This is a genomic window from Actinoplanes sp. NBRC 103695 (assembly GCF_030269485.1).
Lineage (GTDB): Bacteria > Actinomycetota > Actinomycetes > Mycobacteriales > Micromonosporaceae > Actinoplanes.
On the sequence record NZ_BSTL01000027.1, the window covers coordinates 77,055 to 99,961 of the forward strand.

20 protein-coding genes, 2 tRNA genes and 1 pseudogene are annotated in these 22,907 nt (G+C 66.8%); 9 read left to right on the forward strand and 14 right to left on the reverse strand.

Annotated features, from left to right (window positions below; all coding sequences use genetic code 11):
- Window positions 1-153: 153 nt before the first annotated feature.
- The 3 genes from QSK31_RS37295 to QSK31_RS37305 all read right to left on the reverse strand — a co-directional run bounded on the left by QSK31_RS37295 (window position 154) and on the right by QSK31_RS37305 (window position 2,450).
- A complete protein-coding gene (locus QSK31_RS37295) occupies window positions 154-546 on the reverse strand; it encodes a hypothetical protein (protein WP_285689419.1) in 393 nt (130 codons plus the stop codon).
- A 389-nt stretch (window positions 547-935) separates the two neighbouring features.
- On the reverse strand, window positions 936-1,286 hold the full coding sequence (locus QSK31_RS37300; RefSeq protein WP_285689420.1) for a hypothetical protein: 351 nt from the start codon (window positions 1,284-1,286) through the stop codon (window positions 936-938).
- Window positions 1,287-2,374: 1,088 nt separating this feature from the next.
- A tRNA-Arg gene (locus QSK31_RS37305) sits at window positions 2,375-2,450 on the reverse strand.
- A gap of 613 nt (window positions 2,451-3,063) precedes the next feature.
- On the opposite strand from QSK31_RS37305, the gene QSK31_RS37310 reads away from it, so the two are divergent.
- Window positions 3,064-3,303: a hypothetical protein gene (locus tag QSK31_RS37310; protein WP_285689421.1), complete on the forward strand. Its 240-nt coding sequence runs from the start codon at window positions 3,064-3,066 to the stop codon at window positions 3,301-3,303.
- Window positions 3,304-3,312: 9 nt separating this feature from the next.
- Here the strand turns inward: QSK31_RS37310 and QSK31_RS48960 are convergent, their stop codons facing one another.
- Complete coding sequence (locus QSK31_RS48960; RefSeq protein WP_352244537.1) at window positions 3,313-3,660, reverse strand: tetratricopeptide repeat protein; 348 nt, start codon at window positions 3,658-3,660, stop codon at window positions 3,313-3,315.
- Entirely contained in the window at window positions 3,626-3,952 is a 327-nt protein-coding gene (locus tag QSK31_RS37315; protein WP_285689422.1) for a tetratricopeptide repeat protein, read from the reverse strand. The genes QSK31_RS48960 and QSK31_RS37315 overlap by 35 nt, the downstream gene beginning before the upstream one ends.
- A 142-nt stretch (window positions 3,953-4,094) precedes the next feature.
- On the opposite strand from QSK31_RS37315, the gene QSK31_RS37320 reads away from it, so the two are divergent.
- Window positions 4,095-4,352 (forward strand): hypothetical protein, encoded by a 258-nt coding sequence (locus tag QSK31_RS37320; protein ID WP_285689423.1) that lies wholly within the window; start codon window positions 4,095-4,097, stop codon window positions 4,350-4,352.
- A 1,699-nt stretch (window positions 4,353-6,051) separates the two neighbouring features.
- On the opposite strand, the gene QSK31_RS37325 is transcribed toward QSK31_RS37320, so the two are convergent.
- The 3 genes from QSK31_RS37325 to QSK31_RS37335 form a co-directional block, all read right to left on the reverse strand.
- Window positions 6,052-7,047: an integrase core domain-containing protein gene (locus QSK31_RS37325; protein ID WP_285689424.1), complete on the reverse strand. Its 996-nt coding sequence runs from the start codon at window positions 7,045-7,047 to the stop codon at window positions 6,052-6,054.
- A 65-nt stretch (window positions 7,048-7,112) separates the two neighbouring features.
- Window positions 7,113-7,889 carry a hypothetical protein gene (locus QSK31_RS37330; RefSeq protein WP_285689425.1) on the reverse strand — a complete coding sequence of 259 codons (777 nt, stop codon included), beginning with the start codon at window positions 7,887-7,889 and terminating at the stop codon, window positions 7,113-7,115.
- A gap of 351 nt (window positions 7,890-8,240) precedes the next feature.
- Window positions 8,241-8,390 (reverse strand): hypothetical protein, encoded by a 150-nt coding sequence (locus QSK31_RS37335; protein WP_285689426.1) that lies wholly within the window; start codon window positions 8,388-8,390, stop codon window positions 8,241-8,243.
- A 69-nt stretch (window positions 8,391-8,459) separates the two neighbouring features.
- Here QSK31_RS37335 and QSK31_RS37340 point away from each other — a divergent pair, with 69 nt between their 5' ends.
- Complete coding sequence (locus QSK31_RS37340; RefSeq protein WP_285689427.1) at window positions 8,460-8,699, forward strand: hypothetical protein; 240 nt, start codon at window positions 8,460-8,462, stop codon at window positions 8,697-8,699.
- A 350-nt stretch (window positions 8,700-9,049) separates the two neighbouring features.
- Here the strand turns inward: QSK31_RS37340 and QSK31_RS37345 are convergent, their stop codons facing one another.
- Window positions 9,050-10,303 carry an alpha/beta hydrolase family protein gene (locus QSK31_RS37345; RefSeq protein WP_285689428.1) on the reverse strand — a complete coding sequence of 418 codons (1,254 nt, stop codon included), beginning with the start codon at window positions 10,301-10,303 and terminating at the stop codon, window positions 9,050-9,052.
- Between the two features lie 37 nt (window positions 10,304-10,340).
- Here QSK31_RS37345 and QSK31_RS37350 point away from each other — a divergent pair, with 37 nt between their 5' ends.
- On the forward strand, window positions 10,341-11,777 hold the full coding sequence (locus QSK31_RS37350) for a sensor histidine kinase (RefSeq protein ID WP_285689429.1): 1,437 nt from the start codon (window positions 10,341-10,343) through the stop codon (window positions 11,775-11,777).
- Window positions 11,765-12,406, forward strand: coding sequence for a response regulator (locus tag QSK31_RS37355; RefSeq protein WP_285689430.1), 642 nt, complete (start codon window positions 11,765-11,767; stop codon window positions 12,404-12,406). Before QSK31_RS37350 ends, QSK31_RS37355 begins: the two co-directional genes overlap by 13 nt.
- A gap of 154 nt (window positions 12,407-12,560) precedes the next feature.
- Here QSK31_RS37355 and QSK31_RS37360 read toward each other — a convergent pair whose 3' ends face one another.
- Entirely contained in the window at window positions 12,561-13,478 is a 918-nt protein-coding gene (locus QSK31_RS37360; protein ID WP_285689431.1) for a type VI immunity family protein, read from the reverse strand.
- Between the two features lie 18 nt (window positions 13,479-13,496).
- Window positions 13,497-14,165: an SMI1/KNR4 family protein gene (locus QSK31_RS37365; protein ID WP_285689432.1), complete on the reverse strand. Its 669-nt coding sequence runs from the start codon at window positions 14,163-14,165 to the stop codon at window positions 13,497-13,499.
- Between the two features lie 702 nt (window positions 14,166-14,867).
- Between QSK31_RS37365 and QSK31_RS37370 the strand changes: the two are divergent.
- A pseudogene (locus QSK31_RS37370) lies at window positions 14,868-15,423 on the forward strand (transposase).
- A 400-nt stretch (window positions 15,424-15,823) separates the two neighbouring features.
- The gene (locus tag QSK31_RS37375; protein ID WP_285689433.1) at window positions 15,824-17,209 is read left to right on the forward strand and encodes a toxin-antitoxin system YwqK family antitoxin; all 1,386 of its coding nucleotides are present in this window, start codon (window positions 15,824-15,826) and stop codon (window positions 17,207-17,209) included.
- Between the two features lie 45 nt (window positions 17,210-17,254).
- On the opposite strand, the gene QSK31_RS37380 is transcribed toward QSK31_RS37375, so the two are convergent.
- Together QSK31_RS37380 and QSK31_RS37385 are read right to left on the reverse strand one after the other, a co-directional pair.
- Complete coding sequence (locus tag QSK31_RS37380) at window positions 17,255-17,995, reverse strand: integrase core domain-containing protein (RefSeq protein ID WP_285689473.1); 741 nt, start codon at window positions 17,993-17,995, stop codon at window positions 17,255-17,257.
- 839 nt (window positions 17,996-18,834) lie between these two features.
- Window positions 18,835-18,928: transfer RNA gene (locus QSK31_RS37385), tRNA-Ser, on the reverse strand.
- Between the two features lie 880 nt (window positions 18,929-19,808).
- Between QSK31_RS37385 and QSK31_RS37390 the strand changes: the two genes are divergently transcribed.
- Window positions 19,809-20,792, forward strand: coding sequence for a hypothetical protein (locus tag QSK31_RS37390; protein ID WP_285689434.1), 984 nt, complete (start codon window positions 19,809-19,811; stop codon window positions 20,790-20,792).
- Between the two features lie 158 nt (window positions 20,793-20,950).
- Here the strand turns inward: QSK31_RS37390 and QSK31_RS37395 are convergent, their stop codons facing one another.
- Window positions 20,951-21,715 carry a CPBP family intramembrane glutamic endopeptidase gene (locus QSK31_RS37395; protein ID WP_285689435.1) on the reverse strand — a complete coding sequence of 255 codons (765 nt, stop codon included), beginning with the start codon at window positions 21,713-21,715 and terminating at the stop codon, window positions 20,951-20,953.
- A 75-nt stretch (window positions 21,716-21,790) separates the two neighbouring features.
- Here QSK31_RS37395 and QSK31_RS37400 point away from each other — a divergent pair, with 75 nt between their 5' ends.
- A complete protein-coding gene (locus QSK31_RS37400) occupies window positions 21,791-22,897 on the forward strand; it encodes a globin domain-containing protein (protein WP_285689436.1) in 1,107 nt (368 codons plus the stop codon).
- The last annotated feature ends 10 nt before the right edge of the window (window positions 22,898-22,907 follow it).

Consider the following 22,907-nt stretch of genomic DNA (forward strand, 5'->3'; position numbering starts at 1 on the left):
TCGCCACTGAAGTGCAAGGCCGAAAATGGGAACACAGAAGGCCGCGCTCTGCGTTTCCGCAGCTCACGGCCCTCATGATTGGCCGCCCGAAGGGACTCGAACACTTCCCGGGCTGGTGGTGGTCGGCGACCGCGGACCGGCATGTGCTCGCAGTCAGCCCACCATCGCTCGGATGGCTGCGGTGTCCCCGTCCAGTTTCAGCAGGCGTACGACGTACCCTCCCGGCTCAGGCTTGGCTTCGGGATTGTCACACCCGAGTCGCCCGCCGCCGTCGGCGTGTAGCTCCACAGCGCATCCCGGTCCTGCCAGGAAGCCGCCACCGCCGCCCAAGCCATTGGGTTTGATCAGTTGCACCCTGACACCGCCATCCTCCACGGAAGCCGACACCGTCCACTTGCGGAGGGAGAATGTGACCGAGCCGGAGAAGGACACTTTGCAGTCGCCGTCGGCACACCCCGCGTATTTGGTGCCGCCCCCGCTCGGCGCCTTCGTCTTCTTTGGCGCTTTGGGCTTTGGTGACGTCTTCACTTCCCGTGACTCGTCCACGACGGGGGAGGACGATGCGGAAGGTTCGGCGTCACGGGTACTTGGGGCGGAAGAAGCGCGGGAGTCGGTCGCGGTGGGGACGATGTCAGGGCTCGACCACGTGGCACCGGAGGACGACTCCGCCGTGGAGCCGCAGCCGGCCATTGCCAAGACCAGCAGTAGCGCCCCGATCGCGGTGAGTTTTGTTGAGTACTGTGGACAGTGCTGCATGCGCGGAGTTTAGCGACCCGACTTTGCCGGAGCCCTGCCCGTGATACCCACCTCGCCGGCGCCGGCGATACCGAGTGGCGTGCTCGGGTCTGGGTCGCCTAGGAACGACACGTCGATCGGTGAAATGTCGGCGTGCGCGGGAAGGTGGTATTCCGCCAGGCTCGGGTTCAAGCACTACGTTAAGTGGGCTCGCCATCCGGGCCGAGGACGTAGCCGAAGGCGGCCATCGACCCCGCCCGGTCGATCTCGTCCAGATCCTGCTGCCCGAAAGCCTTCAGAGGCGCGAGATCGGTCCGCCACACTCGTGGGAACAAGGTCAGGTACTCGAGGTTGACTTCGCCGTTCTCCATGTGGAAGCCGCCGTCGCGCTCGAAGACCCAGATCAGCGGGTCGAACGGGTCATCCAGATCCGCCGGCATCGAGAAGCCGGGCGTGGCCCGCAGCACGGTCCAGTGCAGGATGAACAGCGCCAGCCGGGTGATCGCGTTGGGGCCGACGCGCGGTACGTCCTCCACGACACGATCGATCACAGCCTAATCGGCCCGCACGCTCGGATCGACGCACAGCGCGAGGTCGAAGAACGGCGTACGCGTCTCGCACCCGAACCGATCCACCCACAGCGCCATCCGCCGCCACCGATTCGGTGACAGGTTGCGCGCACCCGGATGTTCAGCGTTACCGAAGCTCCACCGTCTTCGTCGAACGCGTCAAGATGCGACGACCAGTACGGCAATCCGGCCTTCATCACCTGGATTCGTGTCGCCGCCCTGGGAAGAGTTGCCCGGGTGGTCGGCCCTGAATTAGCTAGTTGCTGGGCCGGCCAGGTCGGAGAACCGCGTCTGCCACAGCGTCCGCATCCGAGTGGGTAACCAAAGATCCGGCCATAGCCGAACGAGCCTGTCGCGGTCGAGCCATCGATGCAGGTCATTGGGAGTGGCTGCCTGGTTCAGCACGGTCTGATACATGACCTGGAGGTCGCCCGGCATCATCCAGGTCATAGCTGCCGTCGCCCGACCAGTCCAGCCATCGGTCGATCGTGAGGATGCCGCCGACCGGGCCGCGCAGATCGGCCAAGCTCGCAGCGACGAGATACCGTCGCTGGTCGGAGTCTCTCGACCCCGGCGGCGGGCTACCCACGGCCCGCCTCGGTCGATTCACCCAATGTCGGGGACAGTGGTGAGCACCCCCAGGCGGCGCGACCGACAGCACGCCTTCAGAGCTGAGCTCATAGCGATGATTCTCGTCCGCCGCCGCCATCGCAGCGAGATCAGCCAGCGTTGTATGGGTCTGCATCTGTACACCCCAATCGGCCGAAGAGCCACGCGCCGGGATCCGCATGGAACCCCGGCGACGCTGCCATGGTGACGGCGATGCACGCTGCACCTTGGTGCTGACCTACGGGCCTTATGGCACCGCAGCCCAGGTGCACGAACGATGGCGCGAACCTCCGCATAGATCAAGTCGTGCCGGCAACGCCAGGGAAGACAGCCGTATTGACCGTTATAACGGCCGAGCACCATCAGAGCGCCACGGGCCAAAGGGTGGTATCCGAAGGCCGAAAGGTGGGAAACAAAGAAGGCCGCAATCCGCGTTTCCGCAGCTCACGGCCTTACATGATTGGCGCGCCCGAAGGGACTCGAACCCCTAACCTTCTGATCCGTAGTCAGATGCTCTATCCATTGAGCTACGGGCGCTCCTGCAACTACCCTCCGTGACCGCGCATGCTAATGCGTCCACGGCGTAGCGGTTACGTATCCGCTGGTCCAGGCATTTTTCGTTACTCCTGGACCCGCGAGAAACGACTCTAGCATGCCACCGAGTGGGGCTTGCGTGCCGGTTGGTGCCGCACGGCGCTGCACCGTGCTCCGACGTCCGATCACCAATAGAGCACCACGCCGCCAACCACGACCTTCACCCCAAGAGTGCATCTGACTCGCCAGGCACAAGCGGCTGCGGCTCGTCACCCCCGGAGACACCAGCACCAGCCAGCCAGCCGACGATACCAACCTTCAGCAACCCACCGTTGGCCTACACCGGCCGATGACCTCCATGCGCTTGTGCGACCTCCTGCAATGGGGGCCTGAACGTCACAAGCAATGGGGGCCTGAGCGTCACAAGCCCAAGTAGCCGTACCCGTGTCAAGGCAGCTTCGACACCGACCAACACAGACTGAGGCAGGCGCCAACCGCAGCGCCCACTCATGGTAATAGCTCTGCTACGGAATGACGTTGGGCGACTCCCGTGACTCCAGGGATAGTCCCCCGCAAGAGAAGATGCCGGGGTTCGGATCCAGCCAGGCGGCAGAGGGTGGCGGCGACCGGCCATCCCTTGTGCGGCTGGGACAGCCAGCCGAACATCGAATTTGTCGTACACCGCACCTTCGGTCACGGAACGCTGGACCTGGCAGAGCACCTCGTCGAGCTTGACGACGCCTACGACTGCCTCGACTTCAGCGACACCACCGAACAGGACCTCGATGCAGACGTCATCGCCGAGGCCCGCCGCATCGTCGCCTCGACTAGCCTCAGCCCGACAGAACTTCTCTAGCTGGACGTGTCACCCACGTCCCGAGACAGATTCGTCACGGACGTCATGAGACTCGGCACCTGTGCCCGAGGGTGCTGTCTCCCAGGAGTCTGCCCTGCCGTGATCGCGATCGCGCCGCACGAGGCTACGTCGGGTACGCAGGGTGTCTGGGTGCTCTGCTCCCCGCAATGCGGTCTTGGCCTCAGCCTGCTCGAACCGGCCCAGTTCTTGCATCACGACTGCGAGGTGTTGCAGCGTGTTCGGGTGCTCGGCTCCCAGCAGTGCGGTCTGCGCGGCCGGCACCGCCCGGAATTCGGCCTCAGCCTCCTCCAGTCGACCCCGATCACGCAGCGCAACCGCCAGCCTGTGCCGGGGTATACAGGGAGTCCGGGTGCTCTGCTCCCCGCAGTGCGGTCCGCGCGGCCAGCACCACCCTCAACTCGACCTCGGCCATCTCGAACCGGCCCTGATCTTGCAGCATTTCGGCGAGTACCGTCCGGATGTGCTGACCTTCATCAGTGTTGCCTTCACGCAGGTGGGCGGATAGCAGGGCGACTGCGGTTAGCGCCAGCAAGCGGCGTCGAGCGGGGTTGGGGATGAGGTCGACGAGCTCAACGAGTGTGCCGCCTGTCCACGATGCGCCCCGTTCATCTACGACTTCGGCGATCACATCGTCGAGGTACGCCCGCGGCGAGCACGGCTGAGATCGCGATGGTGGTCATCTAGGCGCCGGCAGCGAAGAGGAAGGCCCGTGCGGCGGCCCGAGCGGGCGAGGCGTGGACCCTCGCGCGTCCCAAGGTGCTGATCAGACGATGTCCGCGATCCTCGTCGCCCTCGACCGCGACGGCCATTGCCGTGTCGGCGGCGAGGACCGCGATCGCTTCGGATCTTCAAGCCGGGAGAGTGATCCGTTCCGCGAAGTGCGCCATGTGGAGCCGGTCGGCTTCGGAGGGCGCGGTGCGTTCACAGGCTCGGGGCGTGATGCCAGGCTGGTTTTGATCAGTCCCGTGCGCCCCGGAAGCCGACCAGGCTTCCAGCGGGGGTACATCTGGACCGGCTACGTAGCGTAGTCTGTCTCGCCGTTGCCCATTAGGCCGTAATGACCAACATCAGCTTTGAGCCAGTCGCGCCAGGGCTGAGACAGCTTGCGACAGGCGCCGCTCGGGGCGGTGGTTAGCGAGGCGTATTCCGCGGCTCTAGACACGCTGTAGGGGCTGCGGTTGCTCACCTAGCTGTGTGATCATGCTTGGGCGGTTTCGTGGTTTCCGCTGCATCGCCCGTGCCGCCAGAGGATTTCTCACACAGACGATTCCCCGCACGTCGATGCCGCCGTTGACTACCGCGTCACTCTGTGTGAAAAAAACAGAGGACCCCTCCGCGTGGCAGGCAGAGGAGTCCTCTTCACTCAAGCCCCGCCCACTCCACGTGACAGAACCTTGAGGTGCTTAGTTGCAGGTCAGGCTGTGTCCAGCGTATCGCACCTGCGTGATGCAGTCTGCCACAGACCATAAGGGAGTAAACGGCGAGGGGCAACATCTGGGTACGGCAAATCATATGATTCATAGCGCTAAGGGCATTGTATTTACTCTGACATTAACTTGATCAGTGATCTCGCTGTACCAAAAGCAATTGCATCCAAATGGGTGGTCAGATGTTTTATCTTTTACCTCGGCCGAGGTAGGTGCTGGCAAGCACTGCTTACCACTCGGTGATGACCGGACCTATAGTCACAACTAAGTCCCAAGTAAGTCCCAAATCCGCGTTCCCGGTTGATTGGGTCAAAGATGATCGATCCCAATGGGTCTATTCGATATTCCGCCGCCGAGGCAACCACTTACCGTATAAGTTGAAGGATGATCACAATGCCGCCCCTCCAGTGAGCAGCGCGAACATTCACCAATCTCCCCTCTGCTGGGACCGCGGCGAGTGTGGTATATGCCCCGCGTGCGCGCTGACGCCGCGCGGGGCGTAAGAACAAAGAAGTGCCCAGTTTGGAGACACCTGGAGACACCTGGAGGCTTGCGTCCGGCCTGAGACTTTCGTTTACGAGATAGGAAACGTGGGAGCGAAGATCTCAGGAAGAGGGTGCTGCCTGCAAGGTTGGCCCCACACCCCAGTCGGGCGGCAGAACTGGCGGCAGAAAGGGACCACCCACAAGCCTCTACGGCGTTTGGCGGCCTCCGGTGAATGCAGCAGCATCAGTTATGCTGACCCCCGGCTGAACCGATGAGCCGTTTCGACCGATGGGGTACCCGTGGCAGGGGGCCTCGCCGCTAGGTCGAGCTGGTACGCAGAGGGACAGCTGGTCCAAAGATCCACTCACCCGCCCACTCCACGGGCTGACCTTGAGGGGAGGTGAACAACCTCCATGACTGAGCTCTACTTCTCCGTCCGCGTGCCGAGGGCTGTGGCGATTAACATCGTCATCGTCATCGCCATCTTCCTCGGCGCGGGTGTTATGACCCCCGTGATCATGTGATCGCGGACCGACTAAGCAACGTCCCAACACGTGAAGCCCTCGCCGTTCAAACGGCGAGGGCTTCATTTTGGGCTTGGCCTACGCAGACACGATCGAGGGGTTCTGGCCACGCTCGAGTGATGCCGGCGGCATCACCCCCCAGTTGCACCTAAGGGAGGCCGGCGGGCGGGGGCGGCGGTGCGTCCCCAGTGCCTGGGCGCGCTCGGGTCCTGGTTTGTCAGAGGTCGGCGTTAGCCTCGGCGCGTGTCCAGTCCGCTCAGCACCTGTACCGCTCGGAAATGCGGTTCGGGCTACGCTGCCTGCGAGTATTCGCTGATCAATCCGTTGAGGATCTTCCTGCGGCGGACCTGCGCCGAGGCGAGGTCGGCGACGGCCGGTCCGGTGTCCGTGGCGTTGGGTGGGCGTTGGTGAGGGCTCTGGTGTGGCCGGTGCTCGTTGTAGTGCGCGACGAACTCGGCCAGGACGGCGAGCAGGTGCCTCGGGTGGTAGACCAGCATCCGGTCAAGGCACTCGCGGCGGACAGTGCGTACCCAGCGTTCCGCGTATGCGTTCGCTCGCGGCGCTTGCGGTGGGCTGCGCAGGACCTCGATGCCTTCGCTGGTGAATACCTCGTCGAACATGGTGGTGTACTTCGTGTCCCGGTCGCGGATCAGGAACCGGAACTTTCCGGCCCGCTCCCCCAGGTCCAGCATCAGGTTGCGGGCCTGTTGCGCCACCCACTCCCCGTTCGGGTGGGTCGTCACACCGAGGATGTGCACACGGCGGGTGGCGATCTCCATCAAGAACAACACGTGGACACGAGTCAACCCGATCGTGTCCACGTGGAGGAAATCGCAGGCCAGAATCCCTTTAGCCTGCGCGGTCAGGAACTGCGTCCAGGTCGGCCCCGTGCGACGCGGCGCCGGATCCACCCCGGCTTTGGTCAGGATGGACCACACCGTGCTGGCCGCCACCCGGTAGCCCAGGCCGATCAGTTCACCGTGGATCCGGCGATACCCCCAGCTCGGATTCTCCTTCGCCAGGCGCAGCACCAGCGCCCGAATCTCAGCCTGAACCGGCGGACGGCCCGGCCGGCGCCGCGGATAGGTCCATTTCCCGGCGATTAGGGTGCGGTGCCAGCGCAGCAGGGTGGCCGGGGTGATCAGGAACGTAGCCCACCGCGGTCGGGGCAGCAGCCGGGCCAGGGCAGCGGAGTTCCTGGTTCTGGGTTGTCTTGGAGTGACAAGCCTTGATACCGGAACTCCGCTTCTTACTTCCCGATCAACACGCCCCTTGACCAACCTCACCCACGCTTAACTGAGCGGCGTTGCAGCTAGCCCAGTCCACGGCATGGAGGGGCTTGCACATCCCCCTACGGCATACGTGGCGGCTTGGCGTGGGCGGCGGGCACCTTGGCGGCGACAAGGTGTACGTCGTCGGGGTTGAACGCCTGCACGGTGAGGTCGACTCCGCGCATGGCCCCGAACCGGGGAGTGAAACTCTGGTTCGGCACTTCGAGCAGGGCAGCGAGCCTGTCGACGCTCTGGACCGGTATCCCCCATATCGCCGCCACCTGGGACCGGGTGTACCAGTGCTCGATGGTCATGTTCAACCGGTTGATGACCGTTTCGGAGGTCACCTCGACGCCCGCGGGTCCGAGACGCTCGGTGAACCATCCGTCCAGCTTCGCGGCCGGCACCCTGAGCGGTTCGATCTTGGGGAATCTGAAGCGGCGGTCGGAGGTGGTGAACCAGACCTCGCAGCCGATGCTTCGGCCGAGTTCGATCGTCTCCACGACGTGGACCGACCGCAGGTCGGCCACCGCGACCGCATCGGTGCCACGCACCTTGGTGAACCCGACACGGGTCGCCGCCCCGGGCGGCCACACCTCGATCCAGCGGGTCTCCCCCAGCTGTTGGTAGACGAACCACCCCACGATGACGAGCCCGAGGATGAGCCCCAGGGCGGCCAGGACGAGTCCGGTCCGCCAGGCTGCGGAGAAGCTCCCGAGCGCCCACACCAGCACCGTGACCAGGAAGGCGGCAGGCCCTGCGACCATGAAAGGGACTGCCAGGCCGGCAAGGGCACCTCTGAACAGGTGCCTGCCGACGTGCCGGATGTAGGTGATCCGCGAGGCATCGACAGTCATGCCCGCAGGGTACAACGACGAGCGCGGACAGCCACAGGTCCGAGCGGGTGCGCTACTCGTGCTTTCGAGCCGCCCGTCTGAACCGGCCATCGACCAACGACCGTATCGACGGTCATGAGCCACCACATTGCCCTGTCGCGGTCACCGGTAGTCGTCAGATCGTACTGATCCATGACGTGCTGGTCCGTGGTTGATCGGGCCTGGTTGGACGCTCGTACTCCGGCACACAAGCGGAGAGTTCGCGCTTTCAACCCCACGAAGGAGACCGTCGTGAAGACCCCGAAGAGGAGCCGGGACAGGACGTGTGATCGCGATGGCGGCGACACTGGTCGTGACAGGAACATTCACCGCCTACTTCGTGTCGAGCGGAGGCAAGGGCGAGGCGTCCGCGGCGACCAGCCTCGCCGATTTCGTGCCGATCGAGAAGGTCGTGCCGAACGTCGTCCGGGTCAAGCCCGGCAAGGGCGCGTCCACCGGCATCTTCACCGTGGACTGCGGCACCAACGGCAACGGCAAGTTCAGCCCGGACAACCCGGTGGCGCAGCCCGGCATCAAGAACGGTGCCGAGCATTGCACGACTTCGTGGGCAACCAGGCGATCACGGCCGACACCTCGGACAAGGCCCTCGCCGCCTCGGGGACGACCTGCCGCATCGGTGACAAGTCCTCGTACTTCTGGTCGGTCGTCAGGATCGACAAGGCAGTCCGCGCCGACGCCAAGGCGCAGGCCAAGGCGGCCCTCGCCGCGACCACGCCGACCGGTGTCCTGCCCGCGGGTGCGCAGCCAGCTTCCGGCGGTGCCCGCTCGTAACCGCGCCTCTGTCGACCGCCAGCTCGCCAAGCTGGACCAGTCGCTGGCCGCTGCGAACGACCGGATCGTGATCTCCATTGGCCGCAACGCGCAGTGGCCAGCGGGCTTGGACAATCGCTTTCACCTCGGGTCCGTAACGCTCCAGATGTGCCAGACAAGTACGAAGTTGGCTTCAACTATCAGTAGGCGGGCGGGGCACGCGGACGGCGGCTGTGACGATCCAGGGGCCAGTGTTGGTCCCGATGTCGGAGACGGAACGGGCGGCAGCGGTGTCGGTGCTCATCGGAATCCTCGCGGATTGGTGGACCAAGTAGGGTAGCGAGGATTCAGAGCAGCGGGACGAGAGCCGCTCAGCCTGCCGTGTGGGATCGAACGAACTGGACCTCCGGGTACCGTCTCGATGGTCCGGCCAGCAACACCTGGTGGCGGTGGCGCAGCCAGCGGTCGAAGAAAGCGCGCAGGTATGTGCGCTGGATCGTCAGTGAGCGGCCCGGATCGATGGTGCCGACCAGTTGGGCCAGGTCGTCGGCGCCGAGCCCGAGCACGCCGGCCATCTGTGGGAAGAGCGGTTGCCCGTCGTTGAACGATAGGTGGGCTGAGCCGGCCAGCCGCAGTTCGAGGATCGGTCCGCGGTGCTGGGCGAAGAGTGTGTCCCAGGTGGGATCCTCGGGGATTGTCGGGTGGTCGCTGCTCAGCAGGAGGAACGGCCGGTCCGAGCCGGCCGGTCCGGCGGTTCCGAACAGTGTGCCGTCCATGTTGACGCCGGCCTGGAACCGCCGGTCGTCGTGGACGGCGGCGGCGGCTGTCGCTCCACCCAGTGAGTGGCCGAGGATTGCGATGCGGTCGAGGTCGAACGCGCCACGCATGCCGCTCGGGAGCGGCCGGTGTTCGGCGTCCGGGTTGCTACCGGCGTTGATCGTGGTCAGTTGGTCGACGACGAACCGCGCGTCGGCGGTACGCACGGCGACCTCCTGTGCCAAGGTCTGGTCGTCCGCGTCGGTGATGGTGGCCGTTTCGACACGCCCGTCGGGGAACTCGACCTCGGAGGCGTCGTGGGTGTGGTCGATGGTGACCACCACGTACCCGTGGCTGGCCAGATCCTCCACCTGAGCGGTGGCGAAGCCGCGGTCGGCTTCGAAGGCCGGTGAGTACACCAGGACCGGACGGTGGCCGGGTTTTGCTGGCGCGTTGACGTGGCCGTGGGTGGGCGGTAGGCGTACGGCGCCGGCCGGCAGTCCCTGGCTTTCCTCGAAGTGTGGCACTGCGCCGGCCGACAGCCATGGCGCGGTCGGGTAGCCGCGGACTGTCGAGGCCGGGTACCAGATCTGAATCATGATTTCGCGTACCTGGTTGCCGGGCACCCAGGGATCCGTTCGGGCGTGGTCGACCAGGTGCAGGCTGACGGTACCGATGCGGTGCGGCCCGGTCGGTGCCGGCAGGGTGAGCGATACGGCGGCCGGGGTGCTCGCGGTTCGCGCCGTGGCCGCGACGAAGGCCGCGCCAGGGGCGACCGCCAGCACCGTGGCACCTGCGAGGGTGAGCGCCACGCGCCTGCTTGCCGCGTGACTGCGCAGCCACCGCGCCACCCTCAACTGTTTCGTCATTTCCGGCTCCTCGTGGCGATCTGTCAGGACGGGCAGAGTGTGGCCGCCCGCCGCGCTCGTTGTCGCTGGTGCCGGCCGCAGCTCATCGGCTGTGGCTGTCCACACCCCCAGTGCTGTGGTAGCCATGGTGGAGGCGATAGCCGGCCGCGACTACCGTGGCCTGGTGAGCTCGGTGGACCAGACAGAACCGCCGCGACCCGGCCTGCCGCCGGGGCCGGTGGACACGCCGCCACCGGCGCCGGCTATCCGCGCGAGCCTGCACGTCCTGGCGGGCCTACCGCTGTCGATCACCGGCTGGACAATGGTCGTCGGTGTGCCGGTGGCTGTGTGGTACTGGCCGGTGTGGCGACTGATGTACGGCCACGTCGGGTACGGGCCGCTGAGCGACTGGCCCATCACCCCGGTTCTGTTGGTGCTTGCGGCAGGGCTCACGCTGCTCGTGCTACCGGCCAGGATCCGCGCGGCGACGCGGTGGCAGCGGCTGCGGTTCCGGTACTTGCTGGCCGTGGAACTCCCGCCACCGCCGCCGACCCGGGCCGGACGGCCGATTGACCGTCTGGTCCGGGAGTGGACAGCGCCCGGTACCTGGCGTCAATTCCTCTATCACGCGGTCGCGCCATTGCCCGCCGCCATGGCCGCCGTCGCGGTCCCGGTGTGCTGGCTGCTCGCCCCGCCGTTCGCGCCACGGGCCGCCGGCGCCCTGGCCGACGCGGACGCCGCACGGGCTGGGGCGCTGCTTGGCCCCAGCCTGGCCGAGGAGATGGCCCGCCAGTTGGCCGAACTGGCCCACAGTCGAGCGGAGGTCATCGCGGCAACCGACGCTGAACGCCGGCGCATCGAGCGCGACCTGCACGACGGCGCCCAGCAGCGGCTCGTGTCGCTGGCGATGAAGCTGGGCCTTGCCCGAACCACGCTGACCGACATCCCTGAGCCGGCGCGGCGCACCCTCGACGAGGCGCACGACGAGCTCAAGGCGGCGTTGGCCGAGTTGCGCGGCTTCGTCCGCGGGCTGCACCCGCCGATCCTCGACGATCGGGGCCTGGATGCCGCCCTGTCCGCGGTGACGGCCAACTGTCCGGTACCTGTGCGGCTGCGGGTCCGGGTGGCCGACCGTTGTGCGCCGGCTGTCGAAGCGGTCGCCTATTTCGTCGTCTGCGAGGCATTGACGAACGTCGCCAAGCACGCCCGGGCCAGCCGGGCCGAGGTCGACGTGGAGCGCACCGGCGACCGGCTGCGCATCGTCGTCAGTGACGACGGCTGCGGCGGCGCCCGCCTTGACGGCCACGTTCGCCTCGACGGCGACGCCCGCCACGACATCGGCGACCGGCTCGACGGGGCCGGCCCCGTCGGCGCTGCCGGTACCGGGCTTCGTGGTCTCGCCCGACGCGCCTCAGCCGTCGACGGCACCCTCTCAATCGTGAGCCCGACAAGTGGACCAACGCGCATCACCGTGGAACTGCCGTGCGGGTGGTGATCGCGGAGGACTCCGTCCTGCTCCGCGAGGGCCTGGTCCAACTGCTCAACGCTTTCGAGATCGCCGTCGTAGCCGCAGTCGCCGACGCCGACAGCCTGCTGCTGGCGACCGCCGAACACCAGCCGGACCTGGTCATCGTGGACGTGCGTATGCCGCCGACATACACCGATGAAGGTATCCGCGCCGCTCTCGCGGTACGTCAGCGGTGGCCACGGACCGGCATCGTGGTGCTTTCCCAGTACGTCGAAGAGCGATACGCGGTCGACCTGCTTTCCACCTGGTCCAGCGGAGTGGGGTACCTGCTCAAGGACCGTGTGGCCGACGTCGCGGACTTCGTGGCCGCACTGCGCCGCGTGGCCGTCGGCGGTACCGCGCTCGATCCCGAGGTTGTCGCGCAACTACTACAGCGCCGCGCCAACCCGATCGACCGACTCACCGGACGCGAACTCGACGTCATCCAGCTGATGGCCGAGGGCCGATCCAACACCGCGATCGCGACCGCCCTGCGCATCAGCCCGAGCGCCGTAGAGAAGCACGTCAACAGCATCTTCACCAAACTCGACCTGCCACCCGCCGATACCGACCACCGACGCGTCCTCGCAGTACTGAGCTACCTGCACGCCCACTAGATCACCCGCATAATGCCGATGTGAGGACGTGGCGTTGCGCCAGCCTGCCGAGTGGATCTTGCTGGGTCGGCCGGCATTTCACCGCTGATCGCGCTCAACGGTGAACAGAAGCCCCGTCGTTGAGCCATTCCCGTAGCCGTCGGTGGCCCGGGTGTCATGTGGGCGGGTCGGCGGGCAGGGCCCGGGCGGCGAGGAAGGCGGCCGGGTCGGCGAACCGGGCCAGCCATGCTGCGGTGGCACGGTGTTCGGTGAACGCGCCGGGCAGGTCGTGGGTCTGCACGCTCCACCAGTGGCCGCCGCCGATCGACATCATCGAGGTCCGGTGCCACGAGTTGGCCTTGAGCGGTTGCAGGAACTGGTCGACGTCGGCCATCAGGGTGGGAAACTCGCCGCGCTGGATATCGCCGAGGGTTGGTGCGTCACCGGCGCGGATGATCAGCCCGTGCGGTATGCGACGGATGTCGATGCCTGATGCCTCGAACTGCGGTGCGGTGTGCTCGGTCAGATATTGCGTGAACGTGGGGCCCAGCACCGTGAGCCAGCCGGCGCCAAGGACCCGCCGGGACGTCGCTTCCAGGAAGCCGTCGACGGAGCCGACGTCGATGGCGAAAAACCGCTGGCACCAGGCGAAGACCTGGTTGTAGGGCTCCGGGCCGCGCTTGGAGGCGTAGGCGCTGAACCCGCCGTGGCCCGAGCGGACCGGCAGGACCGCGACGAGGTCGTCGGCCAGCCGGGCAAGCTGTTCGTGGTCGGCGTCGGCCGGCACGATGACCTCGCAGAATGATGCGCGTTCGGCGCCGTCGTCGCTGGCAGGTATCCCGCACACGTTCAGCGTGTAGTCACCCACTGACAGCCGGATGCCGAACATCCCAGTTTCGACGCGCATCCGGTCAGCCCAGGACTCGTCGTCGGGACCGTCGGCGGTCGTGGGATAACTGCCGAACCGGTTCGGCAGTTCCCAGCGCATCGTGCCAGCAACAGGAAAGTGCCGGCGGAACGCGCGGAAGCAGGCCAGTACCTCCGCCGGTGACGGGTACGCGCCCAGGTAGAGGACGAGGTTCAGCCGCACCACCGCCAAGTCTTTGCCTACCTAGTCGCGTACCGCCAGCTCGGTGGCTGTGACGATGGCCGGCGCCGGATCCAGGGCCGTCGGCGCAGGAGAACACGGTGCGCCGGCCCGCGACCGGTCGGGCAGGACGCGCAGCTCTTGCAGGAGTTGTGCTTCCTTGGCGGCGCGGTGTTCCGCATCCCAGTCGGCCTCGACCTCGGCCTGGGTCGCCAGCACGGCCGCAAGGTGCGCCTCCACCCTTTCCCGCTCTACCGCGAAATAGGCGGCGAGGTCGGCGTGCCGCTCGTACTCCGCATACAGGAACTCCACCACCTCGCCGCTGTCAAGCAGGAGCACCAGTTCCGGTTCGTTGTAGGAGTTCGCGATGATGGTGGCGTTCATCAACTCCGCGGGAACACCATCATCGACTTCGTTGCAGATTTCCAGGGTGTCCCAAGCGTCCACATACGCCGCGCCGGTGAGTTCGTCTGTGCCGAACAAGTTAACGCCCCACGGGAAACCGGGCCACCCGTCATGCAGACGCAGAAACTCCACGTACGCGGATGGCAGAACCTTCCCGAGCGCCTCCTGGACGCGATCGATACTTTCAACCGACGCCGGACCGCGGGGGCGGGAAGGCTCGTCCTCGTCCCGGTTGTGGACCGCTATCCGATCGAGCGCTGCCAGAATCCCGGCGACCGTCCGCTGCACCGGCGCACGCTAACTGACTTCAATACGTGTGACAACCGTCGCCCACGTCTCCACCACTCTGCGGATCATCGACGACAACGAGAAGTCAGCATCCGGGCGTCCCGCCGGGTGACCCTGGAATGCCAGCCTGACCGACCCGAAGATCCGCAGACGGTCATCCACGCTCCACAAGATCAAGCGTGCTGTCATGGCCGCGACCAGCTCGCTACGGAACGTCATGGTGAGTTGCTCGCCAGGCGCGCGGACATGCCGATGACCGGTCGTCGTGTCATTGCATCCCGCGCGCCCGAGCCATGGATACGTGCCGTCCGAATATGGCCCAGGTACTACAGCTGCGGATCTTTCAGACCTGGATGACGTCCGGGCGGTTTACCCATCTCCGTAGGATTCGGGTAGGGGGTCGCCGCGGCGGAGGTGTCAGCTGATCCGGGCGCGGACCTTGTGTTTGAGGTGCCAGACGGTCTACCGCAGGGTGTGGCGCGGTTCGTGGCGGGCGCATGATCAAACGCTCGAACTCCAAATACCAAGCCCGCGGACCCAACATGGACCGGCACAGCTACAAAGCCACCATCGCCGTCGATATCATTACAAACCATTGCTAACGCCCGCCGGACCTTAACCGAGCGGCGTTGTGCCTGGACGAGTAGTTCCGATGTCCGAGGTCGATACGAGGGCATAAAGGAGGGTGCCGATGATCATGTTGTGACACAAGACCTCGACACCCTCTTGACCGCATTTTACGTGAAGATCGATGACACGATCCGGACGCCACGATGGCTGGGCCGGCCACCACTGCTGACCGATTCCGAGCTGGTCTGCCTGGCCGTGGCCCAGGTCCTGCTCGGCACCCGGTCAGAGGCACACTGGATCCGCTGAACGCGAAGTCCTCACCGCGATGCTCGAGATCGAGGCCGGCGTGGTCGCCGAGCACCACGGCATCCTGATGATCAGCGACAAGGGCTTCGCGTCCAAGACCCTCGAACGGGACCTGGCCGAGCAGGGCATCCAGTTGCTGCGGCCCTCCCGCAAACGGGAGAAAGCCCGCTACGGCGAAGCACCACTCAAGAAGATCCGACAGCTGATCGAATCGGTCAACGACACCCCTCAAAGGTCAACTCGACCTGGAGCAACACGGCGGACGAACCTTCGCTGGAGTCGCCGTATCGCACAACGTCTCCTGGCCATGGCCGCCACGATCTGGCACAACAACAAGACCGGAGCACCGATCACCCGGTCACTGATCGCCTACGACCACTGACCGGGTTCGGAACTACTCGTCTAGGGATGGTCTATATCGTCGGCGACCGCGAACCGCTCTTCACACTCACCAACGGTGATGACCCGATATCTACGACCATCCACGTCGGCCCCGTTTCCATAATGGTCACCTCGACATTCGAGATCGTACATATCCCGGCCCCGCAGGACGTCGAGCAACAGCAGGAGCGATTCGCCGTACTGCCCAAGGGTCAGCGCGCCGAGCCGTCCACGAGCGCATCCGTACCTGGTCGATATCGCGCCCGTCGATCGGTGCTGACAGTGCCCGAGGGGGTCCGGAGGTCGCTTGTATGCTGCCATCGATCCACCGTTGAAGTCCCTGCGAACATCCAATGAGTGAGGCCATGGACCTGTTTCCACTCGCCGATGGAGTGCGTTCGGTGCCGGCTGCACCCGGTGCCCGCCGGTACGACGTCACCATCGATGACGTGAACCGGCGTCTGCGCGCGGTCCTGGCCGGGCTGCCGGCGGACCAGCAGGCCGGGCTGATCACCCCACTGCCCGGCGGGGCCGACGACGATACCGATCTCGGGCCGGCCCTCGCAGTGTGCGGCCCGCGGCTGTTGCTGGAGCGGGACCTGGCGATCTTGCCGCCCGAGCTGCGGTTCAACAGCACGCGCATGTTCGGCGTCCACCGGATCTTCGCGGCGAAACGATGGGTCAACGGGGTCAACGGCTACGCTATCGCGCCCAGCGACTTCCGCCCGGGGATGTCGGTGTGGGCACACAGCGAGGGTGGGCTGTTTCGCAACGGGGAGTACGGCCCATTGGCCGAGTGGCTGGCCGAACAGATCGAGCCGCTCGAGGCGCTGGTCGCCGACCGCACGGAACTCGAGCCCGAACTGGTCGACAGGCTGACGCAGCAGGCCGCCGATCTGTGGGAGGGCATCGAGAGCGACCTGCCGGACGCGCAGCCGCGCCCGTCGTGGGACCACCCCGGCGAAGAGTGGAGCGGTGAGCTTGTGGCCGGCCGGCCACACGGGCGGTGGACGATGACCAACGCCGGGGTCGTGGTCCGGGAGGAGCACTATCGCAACGGGTTGCGGCACGGCCCGACCACGAGATGGCACCTGGAGGACCAGGTGAAACAGCAGTACGCATCCCTCAGCATGGAGCAGCTCGAGGAGATCGACGACGACTGGCTCGAGTCCGTCCGCGGCGCGGTCGAACGCGTGGGTGTCTTCGTCGACGGGGCCGCGCATGGCGAGTTCCGGTTCTTCGACAAGAAGGGCCGGCCGCTGCAAGAGGGACGCTACGTGCGCGGCTGGCCTGAGGGCCGGTGGACCGTCCATCCCGAAGCGGCCAGGGGACTGGCCGACGCCGCGAGCGTCGAGTACTCCGCCGGAATTCCTGTGTCGTGGACCATTCCGCCGCTGGCCTTCGACGCGGTGCAGGTTGAGCGCGGCGACGCACCGGCCGGTCCGCTCGCCTCGCTCGCGTCCGCCGCCTCCGGCGTCATCCTGGTCGACTGCGCGCAGACCTCCGAACATGACCTCGCCGAAGGCGACGCCCAGGACCTCGCCGGACTTCCCGGCCTCCTGGTCGTCGGCGTCCATCCCGATTCCCCGGGGCGCGGCCGCTTCGGCGGCCGCCCGATCGAGGTCGTCGCCGACCCCGCCGCCCGGCTCACCCGTGCCTACGGCACCAACCACGAACACCTGACGCTGCTGACTTTCCTGAACGGCCAGGGCAGCCTGTTGGGTGGATCCGAGAAGCTCGCGAGATTGCGTCTTCCCACCTGGTTCGAGCCAGGAGGCGACCGATGACCGATCCCGAAATCTCGCCTGTATCGTTCGAAAACCCGGTTTCGGCTACGCAGCCTGGGAGTACTCGCTGATCAGGCCGTTGAGTACGCGTGTCCGGCGTAGCCGCACGGTGGCCAGATCCGTGACCGGGGTTGGGGACACGTCCAGGGCTGGTGGGCGTTGCTCGCGGCCTTGATGGGGTCTGTGCTCGTTGTAGTGCCGGACGTATTCTTCGAGCGTGGCGAGCAGGTGCCGCGCGTTGTAGATCAGGATCCGGTCGAGGCACTCGCGGCGTACCGTGCGTACCCACCGTTCGGCGTAGGCGTTCGCCCGGGGCGCCCGCGGCGGCGTCCGCACGAGCTCGATGCCCTCAGTAGTGAACACCTCGTCGAATACGGTGGTGAACTTGGCATCCTGGTCTCGGATCAGGAACCGGAACGGCGAAGTGCGTTGCCCGAGGTCCCTCATCAGGTTGCGGGCCTGCTGCGCCACCCACTGGCCAGTAGGGCTCGCGGTGGCACCCAGGATGTGCACCCGCCGGGTCGCGACCTCCATCAAGAACAGCACGTAGACCCGGGTCAGACCGATCGTGTCGACATGTAGGAAGCCGCATGCCAGCAGTCCTTTGGCCTGGGTGGTCAGGAACTGCGTCCAGGTCGGCCCGCCGCTACGAGGCGCCGGATCGACTCCGGCCTTGGTCAGGATCGCCCACACCGCGCTGGACACGACCGGGTATCCCAGCCCGGCCAGCTCACCCGGGATACGCCGGCAGCCCCAGGTCGGGTTCTCCGCGGCCAGGCGCAACACCAAGGCCCGGATCTCGACCCGTAGTGCCGGCCGACCTGGCCGGCTCGGGTAGGTCCATTGACGGGTGACCAGGCGGCGATGCCAGCGCAGCCGCGTGGCCGGGGTAACGAGGAACGCCGCCCACCGTGGCCGGTTACAGCCCCAAGGGGCGACCTACCTACCTGGCTGTAGGTTCTCGGCGCGGGGCCAACGAGCACGTGGCTGAGCCCTCGTCCGCCCGGCGAGTTCTGGCATAGGAGGACCCGCGTGAGGTCCTGCTCGGGTGCGGGCCGCCCACCTTCAGCGGGTGGACCATGCGGCCACCAAATCGAATGGATCGCCCGGAGCATGGTCGGCCCATCTCGCAGCCGCGTCGGACGATCCGCTCCCCGCTGGCACGCTCCGCACGAGGTCCAGCCCCGGGCCTGCTGATTCTGCAGCCCGACGATCACTTGGACGCAGCAGCACGGTCTGATCCGCTACGGCATTGGCCAGGACAGACCGTTCCCAAACGACCGATCACCACCCGAGCACCACGGTCCCAATGGATGGGAGATTCCGCCATTATATGGACACAAATAAGGCCGCAAGCCTGTGTTTATGCAGGTCGCGGCCCATCTACCCAGAGCACAGAATCAATATTTATGAGCATCTACTTCTGATCCGTAGTCAGATGCTCTATCCATTGAGCTACGGCGCAGTCTTGCGTGGCTGTTGGCTGCCCAGCCAGGTGACTACCTGGTAGCACGCCCTCCCCGGCGCCTCGGCGGGCGGGCCTGGGTGGTGCTGAGCTGATGCTGGGGGCTGCCGGGAACGCGAACGGCGGGCCGCCTGGGGCAGCCCGCCGGGTGAGGAGTGGGTGGCGGAGACTCCGGGATTCGAACCCGGGAGGGGCTATAAAACCCCAACCGCATTAGCAGTGCGGCGCCATAGACCAGACTAGGCGAAGTCTCCTCGACAGCATGTAGCCGTCGAACGACGAGGATACCGGACCCGTTTGCCGCCGAGCAAAGAGGTTGGCATCGCGGGTGTGGATCTTTCGGATGCGGTTCGATCCGGGTGAAAACCTTGAGCTGCGGTTAGGCTCTCGCGGATGGAGGAGAAGGAGCCTGGCAAGCGCTCACCCGAGGCGGAATTCAGCGCGCCCGACCAGCCCCCGCCGGGCCGTCGCCGCACGTCGAAGGCCGCTCCGCCGCAGGTCACGTTCCAGCCGCCGGCCGGGGAGGCGGCGGTGCCGGCTCCGTCTGAGGGTCGCGCTGGAAGACCGGCTCCGTCTGAGGGTCGCGCCGGAAAACCAGACGACGGTACGCGCACAGCACCTGACCGCAACCCTGCCCCACAGCCGCCTTCAGCTGGGCGACGCAAGGCAACGCCCCGCAAAGCCACGCCGTCAGCGCCTCCCGCCGAGCCCGAAGGCGCAACCGACCGGCCCTCCGCTCCGCAGCCTCCCGCTGCCCAGCGTCCGACCGAACCTGACAAGGCCACCCCGCCCAGCCGACGCCCGGCGGGATCCGCCAAGGCCGCCCCGAGTGGTCAGCGCCCGGCCAGGCCCACGAAGGCGACTCCGCCAGCCAAGGCCGCCAAGGCGACGCCGCCAGCCAGACCGTCCGAGGCGACGGCTCCGGCCAAGGCGACCACGCGAGCTAAGGCGACCAAGGCACCCGCCCAACGTCGCAGTGAGAGCGCCGGCCCGGCCGTACCCGAATCAAAAGCCGCAGCCGAGGCACCCACCCCAACCGCCAAGGCGTCTCCGCCCGGCGGCGAGCCGATCGACAAGGGCCCCGCCGCCCCGGCGAAGCGCGCCAAAGCATCACCCGCGAAGAAGGCCACCTCCGTGACCACCGCACCGGCCGACGTACCCGCCCAGATGTCGCCCGCCGAGCCCGCGTCCCCGCAGCCTGCCGCGCCCCCGCAGCCCACCGCGCCCGAGCCGACCGTGGCCAAGCCCAGCGAGCCCGCCCCCAAGCCGGCCGTCCCCACAGTGACCAAGTCCAGCGAGCCCGCATCCAAGCCGGCAGCCAGCGCGGCCGTGGCCGAGCCGACAGTTAGTGAGCCCACGACCGTGCCGAGCCAGCTCGCCCCCTCAACGCCGAGCGACAAGCAACCAAGCGAAGAGCAGCCGAGCACAGAGCGACCGAGCGAAGTGCAGCCAACGACAGAGGCGGACCTGGCCGCAACCGTCATGGAGGCCCGCACCGACCCCTGGGCCCAACTGGTAGCCAACCCCGGCCACGCCCCCGAACTCCTGGCCCTGGCAGCAGTCCAGACCATCGGCCCACGTGCCGCCGCCTGGGCCGCCCGCCTCCGCGAGCGCTACCCCCACGCCACCGACGACGGCCTGGCCCGCTTGGCCGAGCGCCAGTTCATCCGCTTCGGCGGCGTGGGAAGCGTCTTCGCCGCGGCGGCCGGCTCCTACGTCCCGGTGGCCCTGCTCAGTTCCAATGCCGTCACGTACGCCGAGCTCATCCTGCACGTGGCAGCGGCATACAACGTCGACCCGACCGACCGTGCCCGCGCCGTGGATCTGCTTGTTCTCACGCAGGTGCACGCCACCCCGGAGGACGCCGAGGAAGCGTTGTCGGCGGCGGAGCAGCCTGCCTACGAGGAGGAGACCCGCCTGACGGACGCGATCTGGCGGCTGGGCCGGATGGCTTCCGCGCAGGCCGCCGTGTGGGCGCTGGTCCGGGGCGTCAACCGGCTCTTCCCGGGCGTGACAGTCCTGTCCGCGATCATCACGAGCCGCTCGGGCGGCCGCACGATGGCCGCGCGGGCGACGCGTTACTACAGCGGCTTGAGCCGGGAGCTCGGAGCTCACTGACGCGCGGTTGTCCACAGTGCGGAGGGCCTGTGGACAACCGCGCGAGGTCGGCGGCTGCGGAGCTAGGTTGGCACCCCACCCATGACAGGGTGGGGGGAGGCGGTGGGCGGCGGAGACAAACCCGGGCGCATCGGGCGTCGGGTGTAAACCGGACACGCCTAGAGCCAGCTGAGCCAAGACTCCGGCAACAGCGTGTAACCCACGAACGCGACGATGTCGAGCAATGAGTGCGCCACGATCAACGGCATCACCCGCTTGGTGCGCACAAAGAACAGCGCGAAGATCACCCCCATGACGGCGTTCCCCACGAAGGCGCCGAACCCCTGGTACAGGTGATACGACCCGCGGAGCACCGCCGACGCCGCGATGATCGAGACCATCCGCCACTCCAGCGACCGCAACCGGGTCACCAGATACCCGACGACGATGACCTCCTCGAGGACCGCGTTCTCCACGGCTTTGAGGATCAGCACCGGCACCGCCCACCAGACCGGCTGCAGGGCCGCCGGCACGATCTGTGCGTTCAGGCCCAGTTGCGCCGCGGCGTACACCAGCAGGAGGCCTGGGATCCCGATCGCCGCGAACAAGCCCGCACCCCAGCCAGCGTCGAAGCCGGGTTTGAGAAGGGGTTTGCCGAGCGCGGAGCGCCGGTCGTCGAGCAGGTAGAGCGCGAGCAGCACCGGCACCAGCGCGAAGAAGATGCCGAGCAGCTGGTAGGTCAGGTCGAGGTAGGGCCGCGGCGACTGCGACGGGTTGAGGGTCGCCTTCGAGGCGGACAGCGGCCCGGCCGAAAGCTTGGCGATGAGGGACACCACGGCATAGACCGCGCTCGCGCCGAGGGACAGCAGCAGAACCAGAAGGATCTCTATGCCCGGCCGGGTCCGGCCGACCCGCTCCGCGGCGGGTGATACGTCGCTGGTCACCCGCACAACGATAAGGGTGGTCAATCGCACTGACGGTGCGTCGTATACCCGACTGCGCTGCCCACCCTGAGTCACATGGGAGACCTGGCGCGCTTACTCAAGGAGAGTTGGAGCCTCGTCGAGGAGCATCAGGACAAAGTTGCGGGCTACTTCTACGCCCGTATCTTCCTGTCTTATCCCGACTTGCGGGATCTCTTCCCGGTGCACATGGACGTTCAGCGATCGCGGCTGTTGAACGCGATCGTCACGGCCGTGCAGACGCTGGAGGATCCGGAGCGGTTCGAGGACTACCTGCGCGGGCTGGGCCGGGACCACCGCAAGTTTCACGTGGAACCAGAACACTACGAGGTGGTGGGCGGCGCCCTGATCGAGGCCATGCGGAGCTACGCCGGTGAGCAGTGGGGCGTCGAGTTCGATCAGGCCTGGGCGGATGCGTACGCGGTCATCGCCTCGAAGATGATGGCCGGCGCCGAGGCGGACACCAACCCGCCGTACTGGTATGCCGAAGTCGTCTCGCACGAGCGGCGCGCCCAGGACATCGCGGTCTTCACCGCCCTGCCGATGCAACCGCTGGAGTATCGCGCCGGGCAGTACCTGAGCCTCGAGTACCCGCGGGCGCAACCGCGATTGTGGCGGACCTACTCGCCGGCCAACGCTCCTCGCCGGGACAACACCCTGGAGTTTCACGTACGGGCGGTGGGCGCCGGGTGGGTGTCCAGCGCGCTGGTCCAGCGGATGCAGGTCGGCGACATGATCAAACTGGCCGCGCCGATGGGCACGATGAACCTCGATCGCCGCTCGACCCGGGACGCGGTCTTCGTGGCCGGCGGCACCGGCCTGGCGCCGATCAAGTCGCTGCTGGAGGAGCTGACCCGCTACAACCGGACCCGCTGGGTGCACGTCTTCTTCGGAGCACGCAACCGCGATGACCTGTACGACCTGGCCGAGCTGAATCGCCTCGCCGCCCGCTACCCCTGGCTCTCGGTCGTCACCGCGTGCAGCGACGACCCGTCCTTCCCGGGCGAGCAGGGCAACATCTCCGACGTGGTCGCCCGGTACGGGCCGTGGAACGAGCACGACTTCTTCGTGTCCGGCTCCGGCGCCATGGTCAAGGCGACCATGAAGACGCTGGCCGAGCTCCAGGTCCCTTCGGTACGCATCAAGTACGACGCGTTCAACTGACCGCGGAGAC